Annotated in this window: 19 protein-coding genes; 8 read left to right on the top strand and 11 right to left on the bottom strand. The window is 56.7% G+C overall.

The features are described from left to right. Nucleotides 1–7: 7 nt before the first annotated feature. Nucleotides 8–994, bottom strand: coding sequence for an aldo/keto reductase (locus tag AC1V0D_RS18285; RefSeq protein WP_482907850.1), 987 nt, complete (start codon nt 992–994; stop codon nt 8–10). Between the two features lie 293 nt (nt 995–1,287). On the opposite strand from AC1V0D_RS18285, the gene AC1V0D_RS18280 reads away from it, so the two are divergent. Together AC1V0D_RS18280 and AC1V0D_RS18275 are read left to right on the top strand one after the other, a co-directional pair. Then, nucleotides 1,288–1,485, top strand: a complete 198-nt coding sequence (locus AC1V0D_RS18280; RefSeq protein ID WP_033736089.1) for a hypothetical protein — start codon at nt 1,288–1,290, stop codon at nt 1,483–1,485. A 1-nt stretch (nt 1,486) separates the two neighbouring features. Beyond that, nucleotides 1,487–2,314, top strand: a complete 828-nt coding sequence (locus AC1V0D_RS18275; protein WP_033736088.1) for a hypothetical protein — start codon at nt 1,487–1,489, stop codon at nt 2,312–2,314. 33 nt (nt 2,315–2,347) lie between these two features. Here AC1V0D_RS18275 and AC1V0D_RS18270 read toward each other — a convergent pair whose 3' ends face one another. Next, entirely contained in the window at nt 2,348–3,430 is a 1,083-nt protein-coding gene (locus tag AC1V0D_RS18270) for a type I restriction endonuclease (RefSeq protein WP_140925618.1), read from the bottom strand. A 509-nt stretch (nt 3,431–3,939) separates the two neighbouring features. Between AC1V0D_RS18270 and AC1V0D_RS18265 the strand changes: the two genes are divergently transcribed. Then, nucleotides 3,940–4,617, top strand: a complete 678-nt coding sequence (locus AC1V0D_RS18265; RefSeq protein ID WP_325937336.1) for an SDR family oxidoreductase — start codon at nt 3,940–3,942, stop codon at nt 4,615–4,617. Between the two features lie 15 nt (nt 4,618–4,632). Here the strand turns inward: AC1V0D_RS18265 and AC1V0D_RS18260 are convergent, their stop codons facing one another. Beyond that, on the bottom strand, nt 4,633–6,021 hold the full coding sequence (locus AC1V0D_RS18260) for a sugar porter family MFS transporter (protein WP_046100768.1): 1,389 nt from the start codon (nt 6,019–6,021) through the stop codon (nt 4,633–4,635). Nucleotides 6,022–6,282: 261 nt separating this feature from the next. Here AC1V0D_RS18260 and AC1V0D_RS18255 point away from each other — a divergent pair, with 261 nt between their 5' ends. Next, the gene (locus tag AC1V0D_RS18255; protein ID WP_009087852.1) at nt 6,283–6,939 is read left to right on the top strand and encodes an epoxyqueuosine reductase QueH; all 657 of its coding nucleotides are present in this window, start codon (nt 6,283–6,285) and stop codon (nt 6,937–6,939) included. Here AC1V0D_RS18255 and AC1V0D_RS18250 read toward each other — a convergent pair whose 3' ends face one another. Next, complete coding sequence (locus tag AC1V0D_RS18250; protein ID WP_471803918.1) at nt 6,940–7,443, bottom strand: helix-turn-helix domain-containing protein; 504 nt, start codon at nt 7,441–7,443, stop codon at nt 6,940–6,942. A 299-nt stretch (nt 7,444–7,742) separates the two neighbouring features. Between AC1V0D_RS18250 and AC1V0D_RS18245 the strand changes: the two genes are divergently transcribed. Next, nucleotides 7,743–8,774 (top strand): alpha/beta fold hydrolase, encoded by a 1,032-nt coding sequence (locus AC1V0D_RS18245; RefSeq protein WP_482907849.1) that lies wholly within the window; start codon nt 7,743–7,745, stop codon nt 8,772–8,774. A 26-nt stretch (nt 8,775–8,800) separates the two neighbouring features. Here AC1V0D_RS18245 and AC1V0D_RS18240 read toward each other — a convergent pair whose 3' ends face one another. From AC1V0D_RS18240 to uxuA, 5 genes are all read right to left on the bottom strand, one after another. Continuing rightward, nucleotides 8,801–9,769, bottom strand: a complete 969-nt coding sequence (locus AC1V0D_RS18240) for a GGDEF domain-containing protein (protein WP_009087845.1) — start codon at nt 9,767–9,769, stop codon at nt 8,801–8,803. Nucleotides 9,770–9,872: 103 nt separating this feature from the next. Next, complete coding sequence (gene hemB / locus AC1V0D_RS18235) at nt 9,873–10,850, bottom strand: porphobilinogen synthase (RefSeq protein WP_009087843.1); 978 nt, start codon at nt 10,848–10,850, stop codon at nt 9,873–9,875. A 126-nt stretch (nt 10,851–10,976) separates the two neighbouring features. Next, nucleotides 10,977–12,482 carry a glycine betaine/L-proline transporter ProP gene (gene proP / locus AC1V0D_RS18230; protein WP_009087842.1) on the bottom strand — a complete coding sequence of 502 codons (1,506 nt, stop codon included), beginning with the start codon at nt 12,480–12,482 and terminating at the stop codon, nt 10,977–10,979. A gap of 435 nt (nt 12,483–12,917) precedes the next feature. Further along, nucleotides 12,918–14,507 (bottom strand): EAL domain-containing protein, encoded by a 1,590-nt coding sequence (locus AC1V0D_RS18225; RefSeq protein ID WP_058956953.1) that lies wholly within the window; start codon nt 14,505–14,507, stop codon nt 12,918–12,920. 288 nt (nt 14,508–14,795) lie between these two features. Beyond that, entirely contained in the window at nt 14,796–15,980 is a 1,185-nt protein-coding gene (gene uxuA, locus AC1V0D_RS18220) for a mannonate dehydratase (protein ID WP_009087838.1), read from the bottom strand. Between the two features lie 147 nt (nt 15,981–16,127). Here uxuA and AC1V0D_RS18215 point away from each other — a divergent pair, with 147 nt between their 5' ends. Then, nucleotides 16,128–16,811 carry a FadR/GntR family transcriptional regulator gene (locus AC1V0D_RS18215; protein WP_058956954.1) on the top strand — a complete coding sequence of 228 codons (684 nt, stop codon included), beginning with the start codon at nt 16,128–16,130 and terminating at the stop codon, nt 16,809–16,811. Here the strand turns inward: AC1V0D_RS18215 and AC1V0D_RS18210 are convergent. Beyond that, nucleotides 16,800–17,855, bottom strand: a complete 1,056-nt coding sequence (locus AC1V0D_RS18210) for an AI-2E family transporter (RefSeq protein ID WP_009087834.1) — start codon at nt 17,853–17,855, stop codon at nt 16,800–16,802. The genes AC1V0D_RS18215 and AC1V0D_RS18210 overlap by 12 nt on opposite strands. Nucleotides 17,856–18,111: 256 nt before the next feature. Here AC1V0D_RS18210 and AC1V0D_RS18205 point away from each other — a divergent pair, with 256 nt between their 5' ends. Next, nucleotides 18,112–19,335 (top strand): MFS transporter, encoded by a 1,224-nt coding sequence (locus tag AC1V0D_RS18205; protein WP_482907848.1) that lies wholly within the window; start codon nt 18,112–18,114, stop codon nt 19,333–19,335. Between the two features lie 46 nt (nt 19,336–19,381). Here the strand turns inward: AC1V0D_RS18205 and AC1V0D_RS18200 are convergent, their stop codons facing one another. Continuing rightward, nucleotides 19,382–20,197 carry a TIM barrel protein gene (locus AC1V0D_RS18200; protein ID WP_482907847.1) on the bottom strand — a complete coding sequence of 272 codons (816 nt, stop codon included), beginning with the start codon at nt 20,195–20,197 and terminating at the stop codon, nt 19,382–19,384. A 420-nt stretch (nt 20,198–20,617) separates the two neighbouring features. On the opposite strand from AC1V0D_RS18200, the gene AC1V0D_RS18195 reads away from it, so the two are divergent. Next, nucleotides 20,618–22,123, top strand: a complete 1,506-nt coding sequence (locus AC1V0D_RS18195) for a CoA-acylating methylmalonate-semialdehyde dehydrogenase (RefSeq protein WP_426607706.1) — start codon at nt 20,618–20,620, stop codon at nt 22,121–22,123. Nucleotides 22,124–22,135: the final 12 nt, after the last annotated feature.

Genomic DNA, 22,135 nt, shown 5'->3' with positions numbered 1-22,135 from the left:
CGCCCGTTTACCAGCGCTGATGCACGTGGGGCGCGATCTTCTCCTGATAGAGCTGCTTCAGCGCCGCCATCGTTTCCGCAGAGAGCGCGTCAACGCCGCTGGCACGCGCATTCGCTTCCGCCTGCTGGCGGTTTTTCGCACCGGGAATGACCACGCTGACATCGTCGTTCATCAGGATCCAGCGCAGCGCGAACAGGGCCATCGTGATGTCGCCCGGAACAAAGCGGCGAATCTCCTCAACCGCCTCCAGCGCCACCTCATAAGGCACGCCGGAAAAGGTCTCTCCTTTATCAAACGCTTCGCCATGACGGTTAAAGGTGCGGTGATCGTCAGCGGCAAACACGCTGTCGGCATGCATTTTGCCGGTCAGCACGCCTGATGCCAGCGGCACACGGGCGATGATAGCCACATCTCGGCTTTTCGCCTCATGCAAAAGCCGTTCAGCCGGACGCTGGCGGAAAATGTTGTAAATCAGCTGAATGGACGCGACGTTGGGAAACTCCAGCGCCTTCAGACCCTCTTCGACTTTCTCAACGGATACGCCGTAGTGACGGATTTTTCCGGCGGCCACCATCTCATCCATCACCGCAAACACCTCCGGGCTGTAATAGACCTCGGTGGGCGGGCAGTGCAGCTGGACCAGATCCAGCGTGTCGGTTTGCAGATTATCCCGCGAGCGGTCAATGAAATCGTTGAGGTTTTTCGCATTGTAGCCTTCAGCCACATGGGGAGAGAGGCGCCGCCCCAGTTTGGTAGCCACGAAAGGGCGTTCGCCGCCGCGCTGTTTCAGCACCTCGGCAATGATTTTTTCAGAGCGGCCATCGCCATAGACGTCGGCGGTATCGATAAAGGTGACGCCCGCATCCAGCGCGGCATGCAGTGCGGCTCTGGCATCCTCCAGGCTGACCTCTCCCCAGGTTCCGCCGATAGCCCAGGCGCCAAAGCCAATTTCAGAGACGCGCTGATCGGTACGGCCCAGTGTTCGTAGTTTCATGCAAACTTTCCTCGATGCGTTTCAGACAGGGTAAGAGTACGCGGATGACCCTTGAGCTTAGTCTTTCCTGGCCGGGAGAGCGCGCCGCGTCCCCGCAGCTCAATCCAACAGAGCAGGAGGCGTCTGCGACGCCAGGCCGCTGGTAACGTTGAGGTTTTCAGGAAAAAATCGCCGGAAACAACGCCTTACCGCTTCGCTAATTAGCTGATTTTAAGAAATTTCCCCTGAAATTAATTGGGCGAGAGTGTGGATTCAGTCACATACTTCTTTTTTTGACTCACAAGTGGATCGCTATGTTCAGGTTTATTAAGTCGGTCTTTGCCAGTCCCGAGAAATTTCTGCAGATCATGACCCGCCAGGATATCAACGACTCGATTGCCGAAGGTGAACGCATCATCATTGATGAGAACGGCAATATCTCGGTCAACACGCTGAGCGAGGAAGTCCACGAAGATTTTTCCCGCCATGTGAACGCGTTAAAGGGAGTCTGAGGTGGGTACCGCAATATTCATGGTCCTGATGGTGAGTGGTTACTGGTACACCAGCCGCGATCTCAACAGCCGTTTTAAAATCCGCCGCTCATCAGGCTGGGACGTCTATTTCCTGGTCGCGCTGTATGGCTGTATTTTTGTCCTGCAGGGGGTCTTTGCCACCGGCCTTGTCTGGCTGCTGCTGCTGGGCATCTCCGCGCTGGCAAATGCTGTTCAGGTTATACCGGGCGCCCATCTGAAGTGGCAGGTGGAGTTCATGAACTGGAGCTTTCTTGGCATCCAGGCTCCGGTCGTCATTATGCTGGCCTTCGCGATCCTGCTCTGTCTTTACCGCTCTAACTGGGCGGGCAGCGCACGGCTGAACGTTTCAGGCCGTAAAGATCTCTATCAGCGGCTCTCCCGATCTAACGGCGTGGAGCAACTGCTGTTTCAGTGCATGGAAGAGGGTGAACTGGCGTGGATCACGCTGAAGTCCCGCCGCATCTACATCGGCATGGTTCACGCCTCCACGTTCGAATATGAGAGCACCAAAAACATTGTGCTGATTCCGATGCTGAGCGGCTATCGCGACAGCAAGACGCTGAAGCTGGCGGTGGAGCACAACTACAGCAAATGGTATGCCGAGCATGGCATTACGCTCGACTCGACACCGAAAGATGCGATGTCGTTTCGTAAGGTGATCATGGTTGACCAGATTGAAAGCCTGTCACTGTTCGATCCGGCCAGCGCCACGGCGCTCTCAATGGGCCATCCCCAGGAAGTGGAGAAGAGCCAGGGGAACGAGAACGGCGACAGTCCGGATGATAAAAGCCGGGACACACAGGGATAAGTAAAGCCAGGAAAACATCCTGGCTTCCTGACTTTAACTGTATTGCTGTGCGGTCTCTCTTAACAGATCGGTAAAGTTGTAGATATCGTTTAGCAATGTTATCGGATGGCGGGTCTCTTTCTTCTCGCCATCAAACAACCCGATATAAAGCTGGCTCCGATTGAAATGAAGGCGGCAAATCGGCTTACGATTATTGTCGTCAATCAAAATGCCAAAATAGCTTTGGGTATCGCGAAAAGTGATACGTTGAGGTTCAATAACTTTTCTGATTATCGATTTTACGATATGAAATCCCTCAATTTCCATTTCAGTAGTAACGATGTTACTACTGTCTGCCTCACTTTTTTCGTCAGTACTGCTTTTGGAAATATCGGCACTGGATTGAGTTGATACCATGGTTCCGCCACTAATTGCCGACTTGAGTCGTTCGTTCACCTGATCATTGAGCCACTGTGTAGCAGCCTTTTTAGTCAGAACAGAAAATTGTTCTCTGACTTTTTGTGTGAGTATGCCGTCATAAACACGTGAGGCAAAAAGCTTAACGAAGTCCTCATCGGGTTCGCTGAATTGACTGGAAATCATCTTTTTTATCTGGCTGATGAATTTAAGCTCACCGGCTGCACTGACAATCGAATCAACATCAAAAGCCGTTTTAGTTAGTTTAACCAGTTCTGGCACTACGTGTTCGTCAATATCCAACAAATCCAGTTCTAAAAAAGGCTTCTCGTCCATTTTGTTTGGTGCATCGAGATCGGTAAAGAATTTATAAAGCTGGCCATTTGTTAAGATAGAAATCCGGGCATTAGTCACATGAAAGTAACGGAACAGCTGCGAAGCATGTTTAACATTCAAAGGCTCGCCAATTTTTTTACATTCAATCAGGATTTGAATTTCACCGCCCTTAGAAATGGCGTAATCAATCTTCTCACCTTTTTTTGTTCCGACATCACAAATGAACTCAGGTATAACTTCTGTGGGATCAAAAACATCATATCCCAGTATCTGGCTGATGAAGGGCATGACAAAAGCGCTTTTAGTAGCTTCTTCTGTCTGAATAATTGCTGCCTGTTGCTGAATCTTAGCTGATAGACCATTGAGGTTATTGAAAATATCCATTGCTCACCCTGTTTCTGTTCGACCTGAGCCGTGTGTTTGGACTTCATTAGCTTGTGTAATGAAGTTGCCGGGATGTAAAAGGATTGGGTTTGTTTTTTCTTATATTAATCAGGTTGTTGATAAAGTTAGGTTATGTCGAGCCTTTCCTTAACTTCAGAATAAAGTAAGAAAAAATTATCAGAAAAAAATGAAGTTGGCTATTTAGTGATCATCGAAACGAGGTTTTTTCGCAAGAGTTGTTGAGATGAATGGAGGATTTGCCGGATTGATCCAGTATAAGTGCCAGGCCTTCATTCAGTCCCCACTAAAACATACACTCAGCCGCTACCCGATGGCGGCTTGATGCGCATTGCAATATGCGTAGCAATACTTTTTTGACAGAGGCAACCTCCTCTGCCAGCAGTGAAAAGTTACCTGACGTGCGGTGGCCCGGCGAAAAAGCACGGCGGGCCGCGCTCTGCGCCGATTTGCCGTTAAGCTTGTGATGAGACCACTAACGAGGAGTGAATATGGCTCAGCAAAATAAGGTACTGATTATCGGCGCCTCACGCGGTATCGGCCTGGCGGTGGCGCAGGCGTTCGCCGGACAGGGCTGGCAGGTTACGGCCACCCATCGCAGCGGCATCCCGGCGCAGGGCAACCGGCCCGAAATCCGCTGGCACGCGCTGGATATGACCCAGGCGTCAGCGGTGGAAGAGCTGGCTGGCCAGCTCACCGGTGAGGGGTTCGATGCCATTCTGATTAATGCCGGCATTTCCGGGCCGTCGCACCAGACCCTGTCGCAGAGTGACGATCAGGAACTGGCGCAGCTCTTCCTGACCAATGCCATCGCGCCGGTACGCAGCGCAGAGAGATTGCTGCCACTGCTGAAGCCGAGTGGTGTGCTGGCACTGACCTCCTCCCAGCTCGGCAGCCTGAATGAAAACCCGGATGCGCAGATGCCGATTTATGCTGCCAGCAAAGCGGCACTGAACATGTTAAGCCGCACCCTGACCGCTGCTGTGGACGCGCAGGGCGGAACGCTGCTGACGCTGCACCCCGGCTGGGTAAAAACCGACATGGGTGGCGAAAGCGCGCCCCTGACGGCAGAAGAGAGCGCAGAAGGTATCGTCCGGCAGCTGACCCACTGGCGCGGTCGTGGAGGACATCACTACGTCGATTACGCCGGCCAGTCATTGCAGTGGTAAGCCGCGTCGGGGCGGTTACGCCCCGATATCACGCAGCGCTTTGCCCTTCATCAGATTGCGTTCGATGTGCTCCAGCGTCACATGTTTGGTCTCCGGCACCAGCATCATCGTCAGCACGATAAACACCAGATTCAGCGCACCGTAGAACCAGAAGGTGTTGGCATTCCCCAGCTGATCGAGCAGGGTGAGGAAGGTTGCCCCTACAATCATATTGCCGACCCAGTTGGTGGTCGTGGAGGCGGTAATCCCGAAGTCACGCCCTTTCAGCGGCTGGATCTCGGAACAGAGCAGCCAGACAACCGGACCGGCTGCCATCGCAAAGCCCACGATAAACATCAGCAGCATCGCCACCGCAAAATATTTGCGGAAGTCGGTCTCAACGCCGATGTGCAGCAGCGTGCCCAGCACCCCCATCCCCACGGCCATCACCAGAAAGCTGGTGGTAAGCATGGGTTTGCGGCCCCAGCGATCCACAAAGAAGATGGCAATCAGCGTCGCCAGCATGTTGACCAGCCCGACAATCACCGTGCCCCACATCTGCTCACTGGTGCTGGAGAACCCGGCGATGTTGAAGATTTTAGGGGCGTAATACATCACGACGTTCATGCCGGTAAACTGCTGCATCACCTGCAACAGCATGCCGAGCCACACCGCGCGGCGGAAATTGCCATTCGAGCGGAACAGTGACCAGCCGCGCTGCTTCACCTGCAGGCTTTCCCGGATCTCCTCCAGCTCCTCACGGGCCTGCTCGCTGCTGTTACGCAGCCGGTCCAGAACCCGCTGCGCCTCATTAAACCGACCGTGTGCCGCCAGCCAGCGCGGGCTGTTGGGCAGAAAAAGCACGCCGATAAACAGGATCACCGCCGGAATCGCGATGACCCCGAGCATGCCGCGCCAGTTACCGCTGTAGCTGAAAGCTGTGTCGGAGAGATAGGCCACCACGATGCCGGTGGTCAGCATCAGCTGATACATGGAGATCATTGAGCCGCGAATACGCTCAGGCGCAATCTCGGCCAGATAGAGCGGCGCGGTGTAGGAGGCGATGCCTACCGCCAGGCCCAGAATCACGCGCGCGCAGACCAGCGAGGTCACATCCGGTGAGAAGGCTGACCAGAGCGAGCCAATCACAAACAGCGTCGCGCCTGCCAGCATACTTTTCTTGCGTCCCAGCTTTGATGACATCCAGCCCGCCGCCAGCGCACCCAGCGCCGCGCCAAACATCATCGAACTGACCACCCACTCCTGCTGATGGTTGGTGATCTGCAAATCCTTCGCCAGAAACGGCAGGGCACCGGCGATGACGCCAATATCCAGGCCAAACAGCAGGCCGGACAGCGCAGCCATAAAACAGACGAACCAGGTAAAGCGGTTCTGCGTACTTCCCGATTTTTTTGCCGCGCCCATGCGAGTCTCCTTGCGGTAGTCCAGTGTCAACATTGTTAATGTTATGTAAACATAGTCGACGCCAGTGTGTTGCCGATCACACTTCCGACCACTGTTACCGCTCAGTCAGACAGAGCCGCAAAATAAAGCATGAGATATCAATGGGGTGGCGACGGAGGCAAAACAGGGGTAGGGGCACGATTACACAAAGCCGCGCAGATTTTGCAACTCGTCACCGGCGGCATTACACTGCCGCTTTCCTGCTATTGATTGAAGGTGTTTATGTCTGAACCTTTCCAGCGTCAGCCGCTGCCTCTGCCGGGCGGTCACAATAAAGTCCTGCTGCACTCCTGCTGCGCCCCCTGTTCGGGTGAAGTGATGGAAGCGATGCTGGCATCCGGCATTGATTACACGATCTATTTCTACAACCCGAATATTCATCCGCTCAAAGAGTATGAGCTGCGCAAAGAGGAGAATATTCGTTTTGCTGAAAAATTTGGCGTGCCGTTTGTTGATGCTGACTACGACCGGGACAACTGGTTTGAGCGGGCGCGCGGTCTGGAGTGGTCTCCGGAGCGCGGTGAACGCTGCACCATGTGCTTTGATATGCGCTTTGAACGAACCGCGCTCTATGCGCATGAAAACGGCTTTCCCGTTATGACCAGCTGTCTGGGGATTTCACGCTGGAAAGACATGAAGCAGATTAACAGCTGCGGTGTCCGTGCAGCGGCCGCTTATCCCGATCTGCTCTACTGGGAATTTAACTGGCGTAAAGGTGGCGGGTCGGCGCGCATGATCGAAATCAGCAAGCGCGAAAGTTTCTATCAGCAGGAATATTGCGGCTGTGTCTATTCACTGCGCGACACCAATCGTCATCGCGTTGCTCAGGGACGTGAGCGGATTCAGATTGGTGTGCAGTATTATCAGCCGGATGAGTGATTAACCGGCATCGCGGAAAGTGTCGGCCTGCGCATAACCGCGTGCCGGGCGCGTAACAGGGCGCACCGTGACGGCACAGCGCGGCTGAATCTCCGCGTCGGGCCGCGCGTAGCCGCACAGGGCACAGGGATTCTGCGCCTCTGCCAGCGCTGCGCTGCTCCCATTACTCAGCGGACGCTTGCGGCAGGCGCTCGGCGTGCAGCCCATCATCTGTTTGAATGAGCGGGTAAAGGATTGCTGGCTTTCAAAATGGTATTTCAGCGCCAGGCTGATAATGGGCGTACGGCTGTTTTTTAAATCATGAATACAGGCGTTAAGCTTTTTTCTGCGGATATAGCGCGCCAGTGTTTCATTATGATAGCGGGCAAAGAGTTTCTGCAGATACCATTTGGAATAACCCGCCTTTTCCGAAATATCATCAATACTTAAACGCTGATCGAGATTGTGATTAATCCACTCAGTGATGGAGACAATTACGCTTTCATTATATTTATTGTCTTTCATAGGCACCCCCCGTTTAACGTGCGGGCATTCTGAATTATTTATCTTAATGTGCTTATTCTTTGCGTAAAGATTCTTCAGGATTTGAATCGCAACCTCTCATGAGGTTCATTTAAACGGTGCTTATTAATAAATAAGATGAGATGTAATTAATCTGTTGGTTTTTTTGGCGGAATAAGGCGGCAACCGGCGCGGATGCAGCGCCAGCCCGGATGAGCACTTCGCCACCGCACAGCGCATCAATAGATTTTTTTCCGCGACCTGCCAGGCTTACGACTCACCTTTAACCTGGAGAATCCCGGATGGGCCCGACATTTCTGCTGAAGAAACCGCTTGCTGTGCTGCTGACCTCGCTGACCTCGCTGGCCTTGCTGACCTCTCTCCCCACCCGTGCCGCCACAACCTATGGCGAACAGCTGGAAGGCTTTCACTACCCTTATCCTCTGCACCATTTTGATTTTTTATCGCAGCAGCAGTCGCTCAGCATGGGCTATATGGATGTGAAACCCGTCGCGCGTGCCAACGGGAAAACCGTGGTGCTGATGCACGGTAAAAACTTCTGTGGTGCCACCTGGGAAGAGACCATCCGTGCCCTCAGTCAGCAGGGATACCGCGTTATCGCGCCCGATCAGATTGGCTTCTGCAGCGCCACCAAACCCGCCCGCTATCAGTACAGCTTTCAGCAGCTGGCCGACAATACGCATCAGCTGCTCGCCCGTTTGGGTGTGGAGAAGGCGGTAATTGTGGGTCACTCCACCGGCGGGATGCTGGCGACGCGCTATGCGCTGATGTACCCGCAGCAGACGCAGAAGCTGGTGCTGGTTAATCCGATAGGGCTGGAAGACTGGAAAGCGAAAGGGGCGCCGTGGCGTTCCGTCGATCAGTGGTATCAGCGGGAACTCAGGCTCAGCGCAGAGGGCATTAAGAAGTATGAGCAGCAGACCTACTACGCGGGCCGCTGGAAACCTGAATATGACAAATGGGTCGATATGCTGGCCGGACTCAACAGCGGGCCGGGGCATGAGAAGGTGGCGTGGAACTCCGCCTTAATCTACGACATGATTTTCACGCAGCCGGTGTTTTATGAGTTCGGCGATCTGAAGGTGCCGACCACGCTGATGATCGGCATGTCTGACACCACGGCTATCGGCAGCGATATCGCCCCGCCGGCGGTGAAAGCGCGGCTGGGCGATTACAGGGTGCTCGGTAAAGCGGTCGCAAAACGCATTCCGGGGGCGCGGCTGATTGAGTTTCCGGGCCTGGGGCACGCGCCGCAAATGGAAGAGCCTGCAAAGTTTAATCAGACCCTGCTCGACGATCTGGCGCGTCCCTGACCCTTCAGCCGCGGCGGCGGCTGAGGTTACACCGCGACACGCTTCTGCTTTTTACGCTGGTACATCCGCTCATCGCTGTCGTGCAGCAGCTGTTCCAGCGACTGCGGCTGCGCCGGATCAAACTCAACGATGCCGGAAGAGAACTGCAGGTGGTAACGACGATTCAGGCTGATCGACTGCTGGCGCAGATAGCAGGCAAACTGCTGTAACAGCGCTTCGCTCTGCTGCTGCGACATGCCATTGAGCAGCACCACAAACTCGTCGCCGCCCAGTCGTGCAAAGAGATCGGAGTGTTTAAACACCACTTTCATCGCGTCGGCAAAGTCCATCAGCGCCCGGTCGCCTTCGCGATGGCCCAGCGAGTCGTTGATCTGCTTGAACTTGTCGAGGTCGAGAAACGTCAGTGAGGCTGGCCGGTTTTTCATCCGGCATTCGTTCAGCACCATCTGTCCCAGGGTCATAAAGCCGCGGCGATTGGTTATCTGCGTCAGTTCGTCGCAGGTGGCGGTCTGAAAGGCGACCAGCTCCGCTTCAGCCATCGCGGCCAGGTCACGCATGGTAGCCTGATCCTCTTCATCAAACTGGCGCGGCTCGCGTCCGATGATGCAGAGCGTACCCAGTTTAGCGCCGCCTGGTGCACGCAGCGGACAGCCGGCATAAAAACGGATGTGTGGATCGCCGGTGACGAGCGGGTTGTCGTGAAAACGCTCATCTTTGTGCGCATCTTCAACAATCATGATCTCATCCTGCAGGATAGCGTGTCCGCAGAAGGAGATATTGCGCGGCGATCCCGGCGGTGCAAAGCCCTGAGCCGATTTAAACCATTGATGGTCAGCTTCCAGCAGGCTGACTAACGCGATAGGCACGTCAAACAGGCGGCGGGCCAGACGGGTTAAACGATCAAAACGTTCCTCCGCGGTGGTGTTCATGATGTTCAGCGCACGCAGCTGCGATAAACGTTGTGCCTCGTCGGCAGGAATGTCAGGTGCTTTCATCACAGAGACCTTTGTTGGTTTAGCCGAAGCCAGGTTCTGGTGTTTGCCTTTTGGCGGAGAAGAAGAGCGTGACATCGCGATCACGCTCTTTATGAGGAGGGGATCAGAGCACCTTTTGTTCGGCGAGATCAAGAGCGAAATAGCTGAAAATCAGGTCTGCACCGGCACGTTTGATCGCCCCGAGGCTTTCCAGCACCACATTACGCTCGTCAATGGCACCGGCCGCTGCGGCAAACTTGATCATCGCGTATTCGCCACTCACCTGATAAGCCGCCAGAGGCAGTTCGGTGCGCTCACGGATGTCACGCAGGATATCCAGATAGGCACCTGCCGGTTTCACCATCAGTGAATCTGCGCCCTGAGCCGCGTCGAGCAGTGATTCACGAATCGCTTCACGGCGGTTCATCGGGTTCATCTGATACGTTTTACGGTCGCCTTTCAGCGCCGTGCCCGCGGCTTCACGGAACGGGCCGTAGAAGGAGGAGGCAAACTTGGTGGAGTAGGACATGATTGCGGTCTGGGTGAAGCCCGCCGCGTCCAGCGCGCGACGAATCGCCTCAACCTGCCCATCCATCGCCGCCGACGGGGCGATAAAATCGGCTCCGGCTGCGGCAGCAACGACCGCCTGCTTACCCAGGTTTTCCAGGGTGGCATCGTTGTCGACACCGTGATCGCAGAGCACGCCACAGTGACCGTGGCTGGTGTATTCGCAGAAGCAGGTGTCAGACATGACGATCATCTCCGGCACGGTCTCTTTGCAGATGCGCGACATGCGGGCCACCAGACCGTTTTCGTTCCACGCATCGCTGCCGGTGGCATCGGTGTGGTGCGAAATACCAAAGGTCATGACCGAGCGGATACCGGCTTTGGCGATACGCTCAATCTCATAAGCGAGACGCTTTTCCGGAATACGCATCACGCCAGGCATCGCCTGAATCGGTTTGTAGTCGTCGACCTCTTCTTCAACAAAAATGGGCAGAGCCAGATCGTTCAGGCTCAGGGATGACTCCTGGAACATTTCACGCATTGACGCGCTGGCGCGCAATCTTCTTGGGCGCTGGATAAGGGAATAATCAGACATTTTCATTCTTACGCAGGTGAAAAAAGTGACAACAGTTTACTCCCTTTGCCCGCAGGGCATGAAGGATTGTGTGCGGTAGGGAGGGGGAAAAATGCTCTCCCGCCGGGCGGCGGGAGAGCAGAACGATTACTCGTTGATATCCGGATGCTGCTGCACCAGATTTTTACGTTTCGCTTCCAGACGGGCGATCTCTGCGTCGATATCTTCGATTTTATTCTCGATGTTATCGTGATGCTCCTGCAGAATCTCGCGCGCTTCTTCCATATCTGACGCGGCCGGTGTGGCCCCTTTCAGTGGCTTGTTCGCGGTCTCTTTCATGAACAGACCGGTAATCAGACCAATCACGGCCACGACCATCAGATAGTAGGCAGGCATGTAGAGGTTGTCAGTTGACTCGACCAGCCAGGCGGCCAGCGTAGGGGTCAGACCGGCAACCAGTACCGAGATGTTAAAGGCACTGGCCAGCGCACTGTAGCGGATGTGGGTCGGGAACATGGCAGGCAGTGACGAAGCCATCACACCGGTGAAGGAGTTCAGGATCACCGCCATCAGCAGCAGACCACCAAAAATCATCCCCAGCACGCCACTGTTGATCATCATGAAGGCAGGGATCGAGAAGACCATCAGGGCGAGACTGCCGATGATAACAAACGGACGGCGGCCAAAACGGTCACTCATCATGCCGATCATCGGCTGAACAAACAGCATCCCGATCATGATGGCGATGATGATCATCACACCGTGATCTTCGCTGTAGTGCAGGTTATGCGACAGGTAGCTCGGCATATACGTCAGCAACATGTAGTAGGTGACGTTTGTGGCGATGACCAGACCGATACAGGAGAGCAGGCTGCGCCAGTGTTTGGTCGCAATCTCTTTGAAGGAGACTTTCGGGCCATCCTGCAGACCTTCGCGGTCACCCTGTTCCAGCTTGTCCACGTGCTGCTGGAATGCCGGGGTTTCTTCCAGCGCATGACGCAGGTAAAGACCGATGATGCCCAGCGGCAGCGCAACGAAGAACGGCAGACGCCAGCCCCACTCAAGGAAGTTCGCTTCCCCGATAATGGAAGAGATCAGCACGACCAGACCCGCACCCAGCACGAAGCCGGCAATGGAGCCAAAGTCGAGCCAGCTTCCCATGAAGCCGCGTTTGCGGTCAGGCGAATATTCGGCCACGAAGATCGAGGCACCGGTATATTCACCGCCCACAGAGAAGCCCTGTGCCATCTTCGCTAACAGCAGCAGAATCGGCGCCCAGATGCCGATGGAGGCATAGGAGGGGATCAGGCCGATACAGAAGGTACTGACCGACATGATGATAATGGTGATGGAAAGAATTTTCTGACGACCATATTTGTCGCCCAGCATACCGAAGAACAGACCACCCAGCGGTCGGATCAGGAAGGGCACAGAGAAGGTACCCAGCGCCGCGATCATCTGAACGCCTGGCGACGCATCCGGGAAGAAGACTTTACCCAGCGCATAGGCCACAAAGCCGTAAACGCCAAAGTCAAACCACTCCATCGCGTTACCCAGAGAGGCCGCCGTGATGGCTTTACGTAAACGGGCATCATCAATGATGGTGACATCATTGATCCCAATTGGTTTTACACGCTTCCTACGCAATTTCATAGAATTACCCTGTAATGGAACACGAAAGTTCTCAACGGCGCGAGCCGGATGAATCGTACAGACCGCCACGTTGAGAAATTTAAGCATAGCCGTAAATACGCGCTGTTTTAGCGCCCGTTAACACAATAATTACTGTTGTGATTATTGCGAACAGCGACAGAGTATACCGTTTTTGTGTGATATCTGTCATGTTTGGGCTACATGTAGCCTCTTTTTGCCACTGATAAGGCTATTTCTCTCCGCAAAAAAATTATCACTCTGCGTGACAATCGCCGCTTTTTTCAGCACTTGAGCGGCGGTCCTCACGCTTTTCCGGACGGGAGAAATGACGGGCTGGAGGAGGGAGGGAGCGCGAAGGAGATGACCCTGACAAAATGGCGAACCGCGACGGGCCGATCGGCAGCCGGCGTTCTGTCGTCAGACGCCGGTAGCCGGTCAGGTCGTAAGGGCCAGGTCCGGCTCGACGGGCTGGTCGCCCTGTTCGGCCAGCCAGGCGATCAGCCCCGCATTGTCCAGCGGACGCGCGTAATAGTAGCCCTGAATAAAGACCACGCCGCGCTGTTGCAGATAACGGAACTGCAAGGCGGTTTCGACCCCTTCGCCCAGGACTTCCAGCTCCAGCTCATGACTGAGCTGGATAATGGCATCCAGAACGGGTGTTCTGCCCTCAAGCGACTCGATGGTGTTGATAAAGCCCCGATCAATCTTGAGATAATCCAGCGTGAAGGTCTGTAAATAGCTCAGCGAACAGTGACCCGTGCCAAAATCGTCAATCGCGACTTTCATGCCGCAGTGACGCAGGTGTTCCAGTTTGCGTGCCACCGCCGCGCCCTCTTTGATCAGGCTGCGCTCGGTCAGCTCCAGCGTAATCAGGAACTGCTTATCCCTGACCTGTTCAGCAAAGTGCAGCATATCGTCGACAAAGTCAGGATGCTGCAGGTGCTCCGCCGCCACGTTAATTCCCAGGTGGAAATGGGGCTCTACCTGCCAGCTCCGGACATCCTCGGCGACCAATGCCAGCAGGTGGCGGGTCAGCGGCACAATCATGCCTTCCGCTTCTGCGGCACCGATAAAAATATCCGGCCGCACGCCGTTGCCGTCCGGGGTTGTCCAGCGCAGCAGCGCCTCAACACCGACGCAGCGCTGCAGCCGGTTGTCATAGACCGGCTGATAGTGCGCCCTGAACTGGCCGCTGGCGATAGCGCGCCGGATCTCATCGCGCCAGGAAATACGTCGCTGCAGCCAGTTCGCCATTATCATCATCAGCAGAATAGAGAAGATTGCCGCCATCGGCATAATGATAAACATCACCTGACGCCAGGCCGAAATCAGCTCCGTGGGCGAGGCTATCAGCGTGACCGTCAGCGGATAGCGCTGGGAGGATGCCTGATAAATCGATGGTTTGAACCAGCTGTCGGCGGCGATTTGCGGATCGCCATAGGAGATGGGCGCACCATCACTGAAATCCATGCTGAAATGGTAGCGATGGGTGCTGCTGATGGCGCGCATAAAATCGATCAGATACTGTCCATCGATCACCGCCCAGAAACTTTCGCCGTCGGGCAGGTCGCGCACAAAAATCACGGCGGGACGCGTCGGCACACCGGCGGTACCGGCAATCGACAGGCTCCACCAGGCTTTACCGGTGACGGGGGCATCACGCAGGATCATCGCTTTCAGCGGGGCAGGACGTGAACCATACACCGATGAACAGGCAATTTTTCCCTGCTCCATTTTACCGATAGCGCGAAAGTAGGGATTAAGTGAGCCGATGCGCTGCAGCTGGTTTTCAATCTGGCTGCAGGGCACCTGATCAAACTGGCGCAGCTCGGTAATCATATCCCAGGCGCTGTCGCTCATTCTCTCCGCCTGGGATAGCAGGGTTTCTGCCGCGCTCATCTGCTGCTGATGAACGGTGTGGCGCGCATCCAGTGCGGTAAAAAACAGGCCAATAACCAGAGGCAGCAGGCCGGAGATAATAATCACCAGCCTGGCGTAGTCGCGTTTTCGTTTCAGTAGCGGCACCGCAAAATCCTCTGAATATTATTGGTGTTATCAGGAGGCGCTAATCCGCTGCGCAGAATAACATCTCTCCGGGCGGAGCAGATTAGCGTTTTTGCAATCAATCAGACTGACTCAGGTCAATTATCGAACAGTGCGTGTCATTTATGTGACGTTTGTTTTGTCTTTATTGCGATTCAGCGACACAAATTCAGCAGGCAGGACGCGGGGGATAACGGGCGATGCGCAGCGGTGGGCGAAAGGCCCTGCGCCGTCACGGGACGGTCGCAGGGCGGGCGCGTGAATGAAGAATTAATCAGTAAAAAAGATCTGCTTCAGCGCCACTTCCACCCCGCGCAGTTCAGCCAGTCCTTTCAGGCGGCCAATGGCGGAATAGCCGGGGTTGGTGCGTTTATGCAGGTCATCCAGCATCTGATGGCCGTGGTCGGGGCGCATAGGAATGGCCCGCAGGTTGCCCGCCCGACGACGGCGCTGCTCTTCGGCCAGAATGACCCTGATCACCCCCACCATATCGACATCCCCCGCCAGATGCGCCGCCTCATGGAAACTGGCGGGATTCTCTTCACGCTTCGTGGCGCGCAGATGGACAAAGTTGATGCGGTCGGCGTAGGTTTCCGCCATCTCAACCAGCGCATTGTCGGCCCGCACGCCGTAGGAGCCGGTGCAGAAACAGAATCCGTTGTGCAGGCTGTCGACGGTTTCCTTCAGCCACTGCATATCTTCCTGCGTGGAGATAATGCGCGGCAGGCCCAGGATAGGACGCGGTGGATCGTCCGGGTGCACCGCCAGTTTTACGCCAGCCTCTTCCGCCACTGGCACGATGGCGCGCAGGAAGGTCGCCATATGTTCACGCAGTTTTGCTTTGTCGATGCCGTCATACTGCGCCAGCTGCGCCTGAAACTGCTCCAGCGTGTACCCCTCTTCGGCGCCGGGCAGGCCCGCGATGATATTGCGCACCAGCGTGTTTTTCTCTTCCTCGCTCATCGCGGCAAAGCGCGCTCTGGCCGCCTGCTGCTCGGTCGCGCTGTAGTCCTGCTCTGCACCCGGACGTTTTAACAGGCAGAGTTCAAACGCGGCGAACGCGTCGGCATCGAAGCGCAGCGCCTTAGCGCCATCGGGCAGCGTCCAGGCGAGGTCGGTCCGCGTCCAGTCCAGCACCGGCATGAAGTTGTAGCAGACGGTATCAATGCCGCAGGCGGCCAGATTGCGGATCGACTGCTGATAATTGGCGATATAGCGCAGGTAGTCGCCGCGCTGGGTTTTAATCGCTTCATGAACCGGAATGCTCTCCACGACTGACCAGACCAGCCCTTTTTCCGCCAGCAGGGCCTGCCGGGCTTTGATCTCCTCAACCGGCCAGATCTCGCCGTTGGGAATGTGATGCAGTGCGGTAACGATGCCGGTCGCGCCTGCCTGACGCGCATCATCCAGTGAAACCGGATCGTTCGGGCCGTACCATCGCCAGGTATGTTCCATGTTTGCTCCTTAACTGTGATGTGGCCCAGTGGTCAGGCCGCTGGACCAAGAGTATGATAGTGTGCAAAACAAGGCCGTGATCCGGATCGCAGCATCATAAACTGCATCGGCCAGCGGGCCGATTGAGCAGGACAGGAGGAGAGGACAATGACCCTGGCAGCCATTAAAACGGAGCGGCTCTACCGTCAGATAGCCAACGCCATCATGGCCGGTATCACGCGCGGTGACTTTGTCGCTGGCGGGCTGCTGCCGCCGGAGCGCGAGCTGGCAAAACAGCTGGGCGTCAGCCGATCATCCGTGCGTGAAGCGCTGATTGCGCTGGAGATGACCGGCTGGGTCGATATCCGCACCGGCACCGGGGTGTTTGTCGCCCAGCCGCTGCCGCAGGCCGGGGACACGCAGGAGAGTGAGGCCTGCAGTCTGCAGGATCTGTTGCAGGCCCGTGAAGCCTTTGAGGGGATGCTGGCGGGCTTTGCCGCCCGAAACGGTACGCCTGCACAGCGGGCGGCCCTGCTGGCGCTGGCCGCTGAGCTGCAGCAGCATCAGGAAAACGATGCCGCCTTTCTGGCTAAGGACAAACGCTTCCACCTGCTGATCAGCGAGATGAGTGGCAATGATGTGCTGCGCGACCTGCTGGAACAGCTCTGGAACAAGCGCCACAGCCCCCATGTCGAGCGGCTGGAGCGCCATTTTGCTGATAACAGCTTTGCGCTGGAGATGAACGCTGACCATCAGCAGATTGCCAGCGCGATCGTGGCGGGGGATGAGGCGGCCGCCCGTCAGGCCATGGAGAACCATCTGCGGCACGTCCAGCAGCGCTTACTTGGTTAAGCCCCGCACCCGTTTAGGTCGTCCGGTGCCCAGCAGAATGGCCAGACGGCTGCCGCCGGGCGTGGTTTCCATCAGGATTTTCGTGATGCTGGTAAGCGGCACCGACAGCAGCATGCCAACCGGGCCCAGCAGCCAGCCCCAGAAGACCAGGGAGAGGAACACCACCAGCGTCGACAGGCCCAGACCCCGGCCCATCAGGCGCGGTTCCAGCATATTGCCAAACACCATATGAATGGCCGTAAACAGGGCGGCCACCATCGCAGCATCAAACAGGCTGTTCAGCAGCAGCGCCTGCAGAAAGGGTGGGATACCGGCAATGATCGGGCCGATGTTGGGGATGAAATTGAGGATAAACGCCACCACCCCCCACAGCAGCGCGAACTTCACATCCAGCAGAAAGAGCGTCAGCCAGACCGCCACGCCGGTGATCAGGCTCACCAGGGTTTTCAGCGCCAGATAGTGGGTCACCCCTTTCAGCGCTTTGTGCAGCCCGGCGATGCGAATCTTGGGATTCACCAGCGCGTTACGCATTTTGTAGGGCAGGTGATGGACCTCAAACAGCATAAAGACGACGGTCAGCACCAGCAGCACGGTGTTAGTCATCGCGCCGGAAAAGCCGCTCAGCGCCACCGTGGCCAGATTCATCATGGTGTTGGGGTCGAAATGTTTGATTAGGACGTCGGTTGAGATGTTGAGATGAAAGCCTGCGGCCAGATGCTGCAGCACCGTCATTTTCTGCTCCATGGTGGCGCGCAGCTGCGGGTAGAGATCGGAAAACTCACTCATTGAGCTGGCGATGATGGCGCCCAGCAGCACCATGACGCAGAAGATCACCGTGATCACCAGCCCGATCGCCAGCCCGCGGCGGAAGCCACGCCTCATCAGCATCGTCACCAGCGGGTTGAGTACAATGGCAAAGAAAGCCGCCAGCAGCAGCGGGACCAGAATGTCGGACGCTGCCCGCACCCCGGCGAGGATAATGACCAGCATTGCCAGTTTGATCAGAATATTTTGTCCGATCTTTTCCCGTTGCAGCTCGCTCATTCCCTCTCCCGTGACGTAAATTGGCTGTTGACAGTGTAGCTGAAAGAAAATTAACAATCTGATTTATCAGAGAAACGGTAAAGCGCGGCGGCAGAAGGGGGCCTTAATCAGCGCCACCACACTCCACTTTCGCGGCAGGGTTTTTGTCCGGCACGCTGCATCCGGTTGACGGTGCAGCGCCGATACGTCAGCGGTGAAAGCGGGTATAGTCGACGGATAAACCTTATCATTCAGCCTGATACGAGCGGGATCTCTCATGCCTGAACAGCCTAAAGTGGAACCGGCCACCCCAACCGGCAACTTCCGTCTCACGCTGCTGATCCTCTCTATTGTGGCCTATAACTTTGCCAGCTATCTCACTATCGGTCTGCCGCTGGCGGTGCTGCCGGGATGGGTACATGACCAGCTGGGATTCAGCGCCTTCTGGGCGGGGGTGGTGATCAGCCTGCAGTATGTGGCGACGCTGCTGAGCCGCCCCCACGCCGGGCGTTATGCCGACCTCTGGGGACCAAAGAAGGTCGTGGTGATCGGGCTGGTGGGCTGCCTGATCAGCGGTCTCTGTATTCTGCTGGCGGCGCTGAGCGACTCGCCGATGACAAGCCTGACGCTGCTCTGTGTGGGGCGGGTGATTCTGGGTCTGGGCCAGAGCTTTACCGGCACCGGCACCTCGTTGTGGGGCGTTGCGCGGGTCGGTTCACTGCATATTGGCCGGGTCATCTCCTGGAATGGCATCGTCACCTATGGCGCGATGGCGATTGGCGCGCCGCTCGGCGTGGTGATCTTCCGGGCGGGTGGCCTGCTCTGGCTGTCGCTGGTCATTGTCGCTATCTGTGTGGCGGGCATTGTCTGCGCCGTACCACGTCCGGCCGTCAAAGCCAGCCGGGCCAGGCCGCTGCCGTTTCGTGCGGTGCTGGGAAAAATTGCCGGCTTTGGCGCGATACTGGCGATGGGCTCGGCGGGGTTCGGGGTCATCGCCACCTTTATTACGCTGTTCTATCAGGATAAAGGCTGGGAGGGTGCCGCCTTTGCCCTCTCCCTGTTCAGTGCCGCCTTTGTTGGCACGCGCCTGCTGTTCCCGAATGCCATTAACCGCCACGGCGGCCTGCGCGTTGCCAGCCTCTGTCTGGCGGCGGAAGCTGCCGGACTCTTTCTGGTCGCGGCGGCGGGCGACCCCTGGATGGCAAAAGCGGGCGCGTTTCTGACCGGCGCCGGTTTTTCGCTGGTCTTCCCGGCGCTGGGAGTCGTCGCGGTGAAGGTGGTGCCGCAGCAGAATCAGGGCAGTGCGCTGGCGACTTACACCGCGTTTATGGATCTGTCGCTGGGCATTACCGGGCCGATCGCCGGATTTATCATGAACTATGCAGGCGTGTCGCAGGTGTATCTGCTCACGGCGCTGCTGGTCTGCGTTGCGTTTGTCTGCACGCTGCGCCTGCAACGGCGTCAGGCGCTGTCACCGGCAGCCGACGAGACTGCGCCGTAAAACGCGCCCGGGCGGGCCATGTTTTCAGCGCCTGCCAACACCGGCTTCAGGCCTGCAGCAGTTCGATACTGTGGCGGATCTGCCGTTCCGTTTCATCCGGTGTCCAGCTGTTGAGCTGGCTTGAGAAGGGCTCAAAGGCGTAGATCCCCTTATAGCCCAGCATCTCCAGCCGTTTAACCTGCACGACGCTGTTCAGCACATCGCTGTCACTCAGCATAATGCGCTCCTCATCGGTCAGCTCAGCGGTGGGCCGCCGATCTTCCACGCCCGACAGGTGAACCAGCCCAATCTGCTGCACGTCGACACCCGTGAGGAACTCCTCTTCCGCCTTTTCATAGAGATGGTGATGGAAGGTATCCAGCACCAGCTTAAAGGGTACGCCCGCGGCGGCGATGAGTCGCTGCGCCTCTGCGGCCGAGCGCAGTGAGCTGACCGGGAATCCCAGCGGCTCCACCAGCCCCTGAATGCCATAGTGTTCAAAGCGCGGCGCCAGCTTCTGCATCGCCGCCTGCGTCTCCTGAGGCGACAGGGCAATCCCCTCATTCAGTGGACACATCACCAGCGCCTTCGCACCCGTCTGCTGTGCGGTCTGCAGCAACAGCTCTGCGCGGGTCAGCAGATCGTCATCGATACGGTTAAACGGATAGAGCGCATTAATGGTGACGATATCAATCTGATATCTGTCGGTCAGGGCGCGCAGCTGGTCGGGCGTCAGATCGTCTGTCACGCTGCCACCCGGCATGTCATTACGCAACTCAACCTTGCTCAGCCCCAGGCGATGAACCAGCTGAAAAAAGGCCTCCAGCGAGAGCCGGGGAGCAATTTTGCGGTTGATACAGAAACGGGTTGGATCGATAGCCATGTGATTACCCCAAAACAGAAGAAGATTGCGACTAAAGAAAACATTTATTTCATTAATAGTGAATTATGAAATGGAGATTATTGGATCTGTCTCGCATTAATTTCATATTTCGTTTCAGCCGGGTGCTGCCTTGCGGAGGCTCTCCCGCAGAGAACCGCGTCGTGATCGTCTTAAACCACGCCTGCCGGGCTAGGGATTGTTGCCACGGGCGCTCTCCGTAGGTCAGGAGCGCGCCAGGCGCAAGCCGACGGAGAAAATGCGATCTGTGCCGCTAAAAGCAAATCTTCCAAAAAGAATTATTTGAAAAATTTATTCCAATGCAATAGCTTCATAGCACGCTTTCAGCTTTGCCTGGTCAGGCAGCGCGGCAGGTCGCATGGTTCGTCTGCAGGGAACTTAACCATCTAAAGAGGCAACATCATGACAATCACAGGTAACTTTATTGGCGGCAAAATTACGTTCAGCGCCAGCAACGAAACCATTCCTGTTTACGACCCGGCAACCGGCAAAGTGGTACGTGAACTGACGCAGAGTACCGCCGATGAAGTGGCTCAGGCGATTGGCGTCGCGCATGCGGCCTTTGCCGAATGGTCAAAAACCTCGCCCCTGCGCCGTGCCCGGGTCCTGTTCAATTTTAAGGCCCTGATGGAGCAGCATCGTGACGAGCTGGCGGCGCTGATTGTGTCTGAGCATGGCAAAGTCTGGTCTGATGCGCTGGGTGAACTAACGCGTGGCATTGAAGTGATCGAGTTTGCCTGCGGCATCCCGCACCTGCTGAAAGGCGAATACTCCCCTAACGTCGGCGGCGGCGTTGACAGCTATTCGCTGATGCAGCCGGTCGGCGTCGTGGCGGGCATTACGCCGTTTAACTTCCCGGCGATGGTGCCGCTCTGGATGTTCCCGATCGCACTGGCCTGCGGCAACACCTTTGTCCTGAAGCCACCGGCGCTGGATCCCTCGGCGTCTGTGCGGATGGCTGAACTGCTGACCGAGGCGGGCCTGCCTGATGGGGTCTTCAACGTGGTGCACAGCTCAAATGAAGACGCGGAGCAGCTCTACAAAGATCCGCGTATCGCCGCCGTCAGCTTTGTCGGTTCCTCCGGCGTGGCTGAGCACATCTACAAAACCGCCAGCGCGCATGGTAAACGGGTGCAGGCGTTTGGCGCGGCGAAAAACCACGCCATCGTGATGCCGGATGCCGATCTGGATGCCACCGTCAACGCCATCATGGGCGGTGCCTTTGGTTCTGCCGGTGAGCGCTGCATGGCGCTGCCGGTCGTGGTCGCCGTGGGCGATGATACCGCCGACAAGCTGATTGCCCGCCTGACCCCGCTGGTGCAGGCACTGCGCATCGGCCCCGGTATGAATCAGGGGGCTATGGAGAATGAGATGGGGCCGGTGGTTTCAGCGGCGCACCAGAAGAAGGTGCTGGGCTACATCGACAAAGGCGAACAGGAAGGCGCGAAGCTGGTGGTCGATGGGCGTCATGTCCAGGTCGAAGGGCATGCTGAGGGATACTACGTCGGCGGCACGCTGTTTGATAACGTCACCTCTGACATGGTGATCTGGCGTGAAGAGATTTTTGGTCCGGTGCTGAGCATCATGCGCGCGGCGGATTACGACAGTGCGCTGCAGCTGGTTAACAGCCATGAGTTTGGCAATGGCAGCGCCATTTTCACCAGCAACGGTCACACCGCGCGTGACTTTGTGCAGAACGTTGAAGCGGGCATGGTGGGCGTCAACGTGCCGGTTCCGGTGCCGATGGCATTCCACAGCTTTGGCGGCTGGAAGCGCTCGGTGTTTGGCGCGCTCAACGTGCACGGGCCGGATGGCGTGCGTTTCTACACCCGCATGAAAACCGCCACCGTGCGCTGGCCATCCGGTCAGCAGACCGTGTCTGAATTCAGTATGCCGACCTTAGGCTGATTTATTTCCACG

The organism is Pantoea sp. PA1, from assembly GCF_056856975.1.
Note: the sequence above shows the minus strand (reverse complement) of the source record. Positions and strands in the feature narration are given on the sequence as shown.

What these genes read in the sequence shown, in the direction of transcription:
- uxuA (WP_009087838.1), bottom strand. Translation starts at nt 15,980, where the DNA reads ATGGAACATACCTGGCGATGGTACGGCCCGAACGATCCGGTTTCACTG.
- AC1V0D_RS18200 (WP_482907847.1), bottom strand. Translation starts at nt 20,197, where the DNA reads ATGGCTATCGATCCAACCCGTTTCTGTATCAACCGCAAAATTGCTCCC.
- AC1V0D_RS18250 (WP_471803918.1), bottom strand. Translation starts at nt 7,443, where the DNA reads ATGAAAGACAATAAATATAATGAAAGCGTAATTGTCTCCATCACTGAG.
- AC1V0D_RS18195 (WP_426607706.1), top strand. Translation starts at nt 20,618, where the DNA reads ATGACAATCACAGGTAACTTTATTGGCGGCAAAATTACGTTCAGCGCC.
- AC1V0D_RS18215 (WP_058956954.1), top strand. Translation starts at nt 16,128, where the DNA reads ATGACCCTGGCAGCCATTAAAACGGAGCGGCTCTACCGTCAGATAGCC.
- AC1V0D_RS18255 (WP_009087852.1), top strand. Translation starts at nt 6,283, where the DNA reads ATGTCTGAACCTTTCCAGCGTCAGCCGCTGCCTCTGCCGGGCGGTCAC.
- AC1V0D_RS18260 (WP_046100768.1), bottom strand. Translation starts at nt 6,021, where the DNA reads ATGGGCGCGGCAAAAAAATCGGGAAGTACGCAGAACCGCTTTACCTGG.
- AC1V0D_RS18245 (WP_482907849.1), top strand. Translation starts at nt 7,743, where the DNA reads ATGGGCCCGACATTTCTGCTGAAGAAACCGCTTGCTGTGCTGCTGACC.
- AC1V0D_RS18265 (WP_325937336.1), top strand. Translation starts at nt 3,940, where the DNA reads ATGGCTCAGCAAAATAAGGTACTGATTATCGGCGCCTCACGCGGTATC.
- hemB (WP_009087843.1), bottom strand. Translation starts at nt 10,850, where the DNA reads ATGTCTGATTATTCCCTTATCCAGCGCCCAAGAAGATTGCGCGCCAGC.
- AC1V0D_RS18240 (WP_009087845.1), bottom strand. Translation starts at nt 9,769, where the DNA reads ATGAAAGCACCTGACATTCCTGCCGACGAGGCACAACGTTTATCGCAG.
- AC1V0D_RS18210 (WP_009087834.1), bottom strand. Translation starts at nt 17,855, where the DNA reads ATGAGCGAGCTGCAACGGGAAAAGATCGGACAAAATATTCTGATCAAA.
- AC1V0D_RS18205 (WP_482907848.1), top strand. Translation starts at nt 18,112, where the DNA reads ATGCCTGAACAGCCTAAAGTGGAACCGGCCACCCCAACCGGCAACTTC.
- AC1V0D_RS18285 (WP_482907850.1), bottom strand. Translation starts at nt 994, where the DNA reads ATGAAACTACGAACACTGGGCCGTACCGATCAGCGCGTCTCTGAAATT.
- AC1V0D_RS18270 (WP_140925618.1), bottom strand. Translation starts at nt 3,430, where the DNA reads ATGGATATTTTCAATAACCTCAATGGTCTATCAGCTAAGATTCAGCAA.
- proP (WP_009087842.1), bottom strand. Translation starts at nt 12,482, where the DNA reads ATGAAATTGCGTAGGAAGCGTGTAAAACCAATTGGGATCAATGATGTC.
- AC1V0D_RS18280 (WP_033736089.1), top strand. Translation starts at nt 1,288, where the DNA reads ATGTTCAGGTTTATTAAGTCGGTCTTTGCCAGTCCCGAGAAATTTCTG.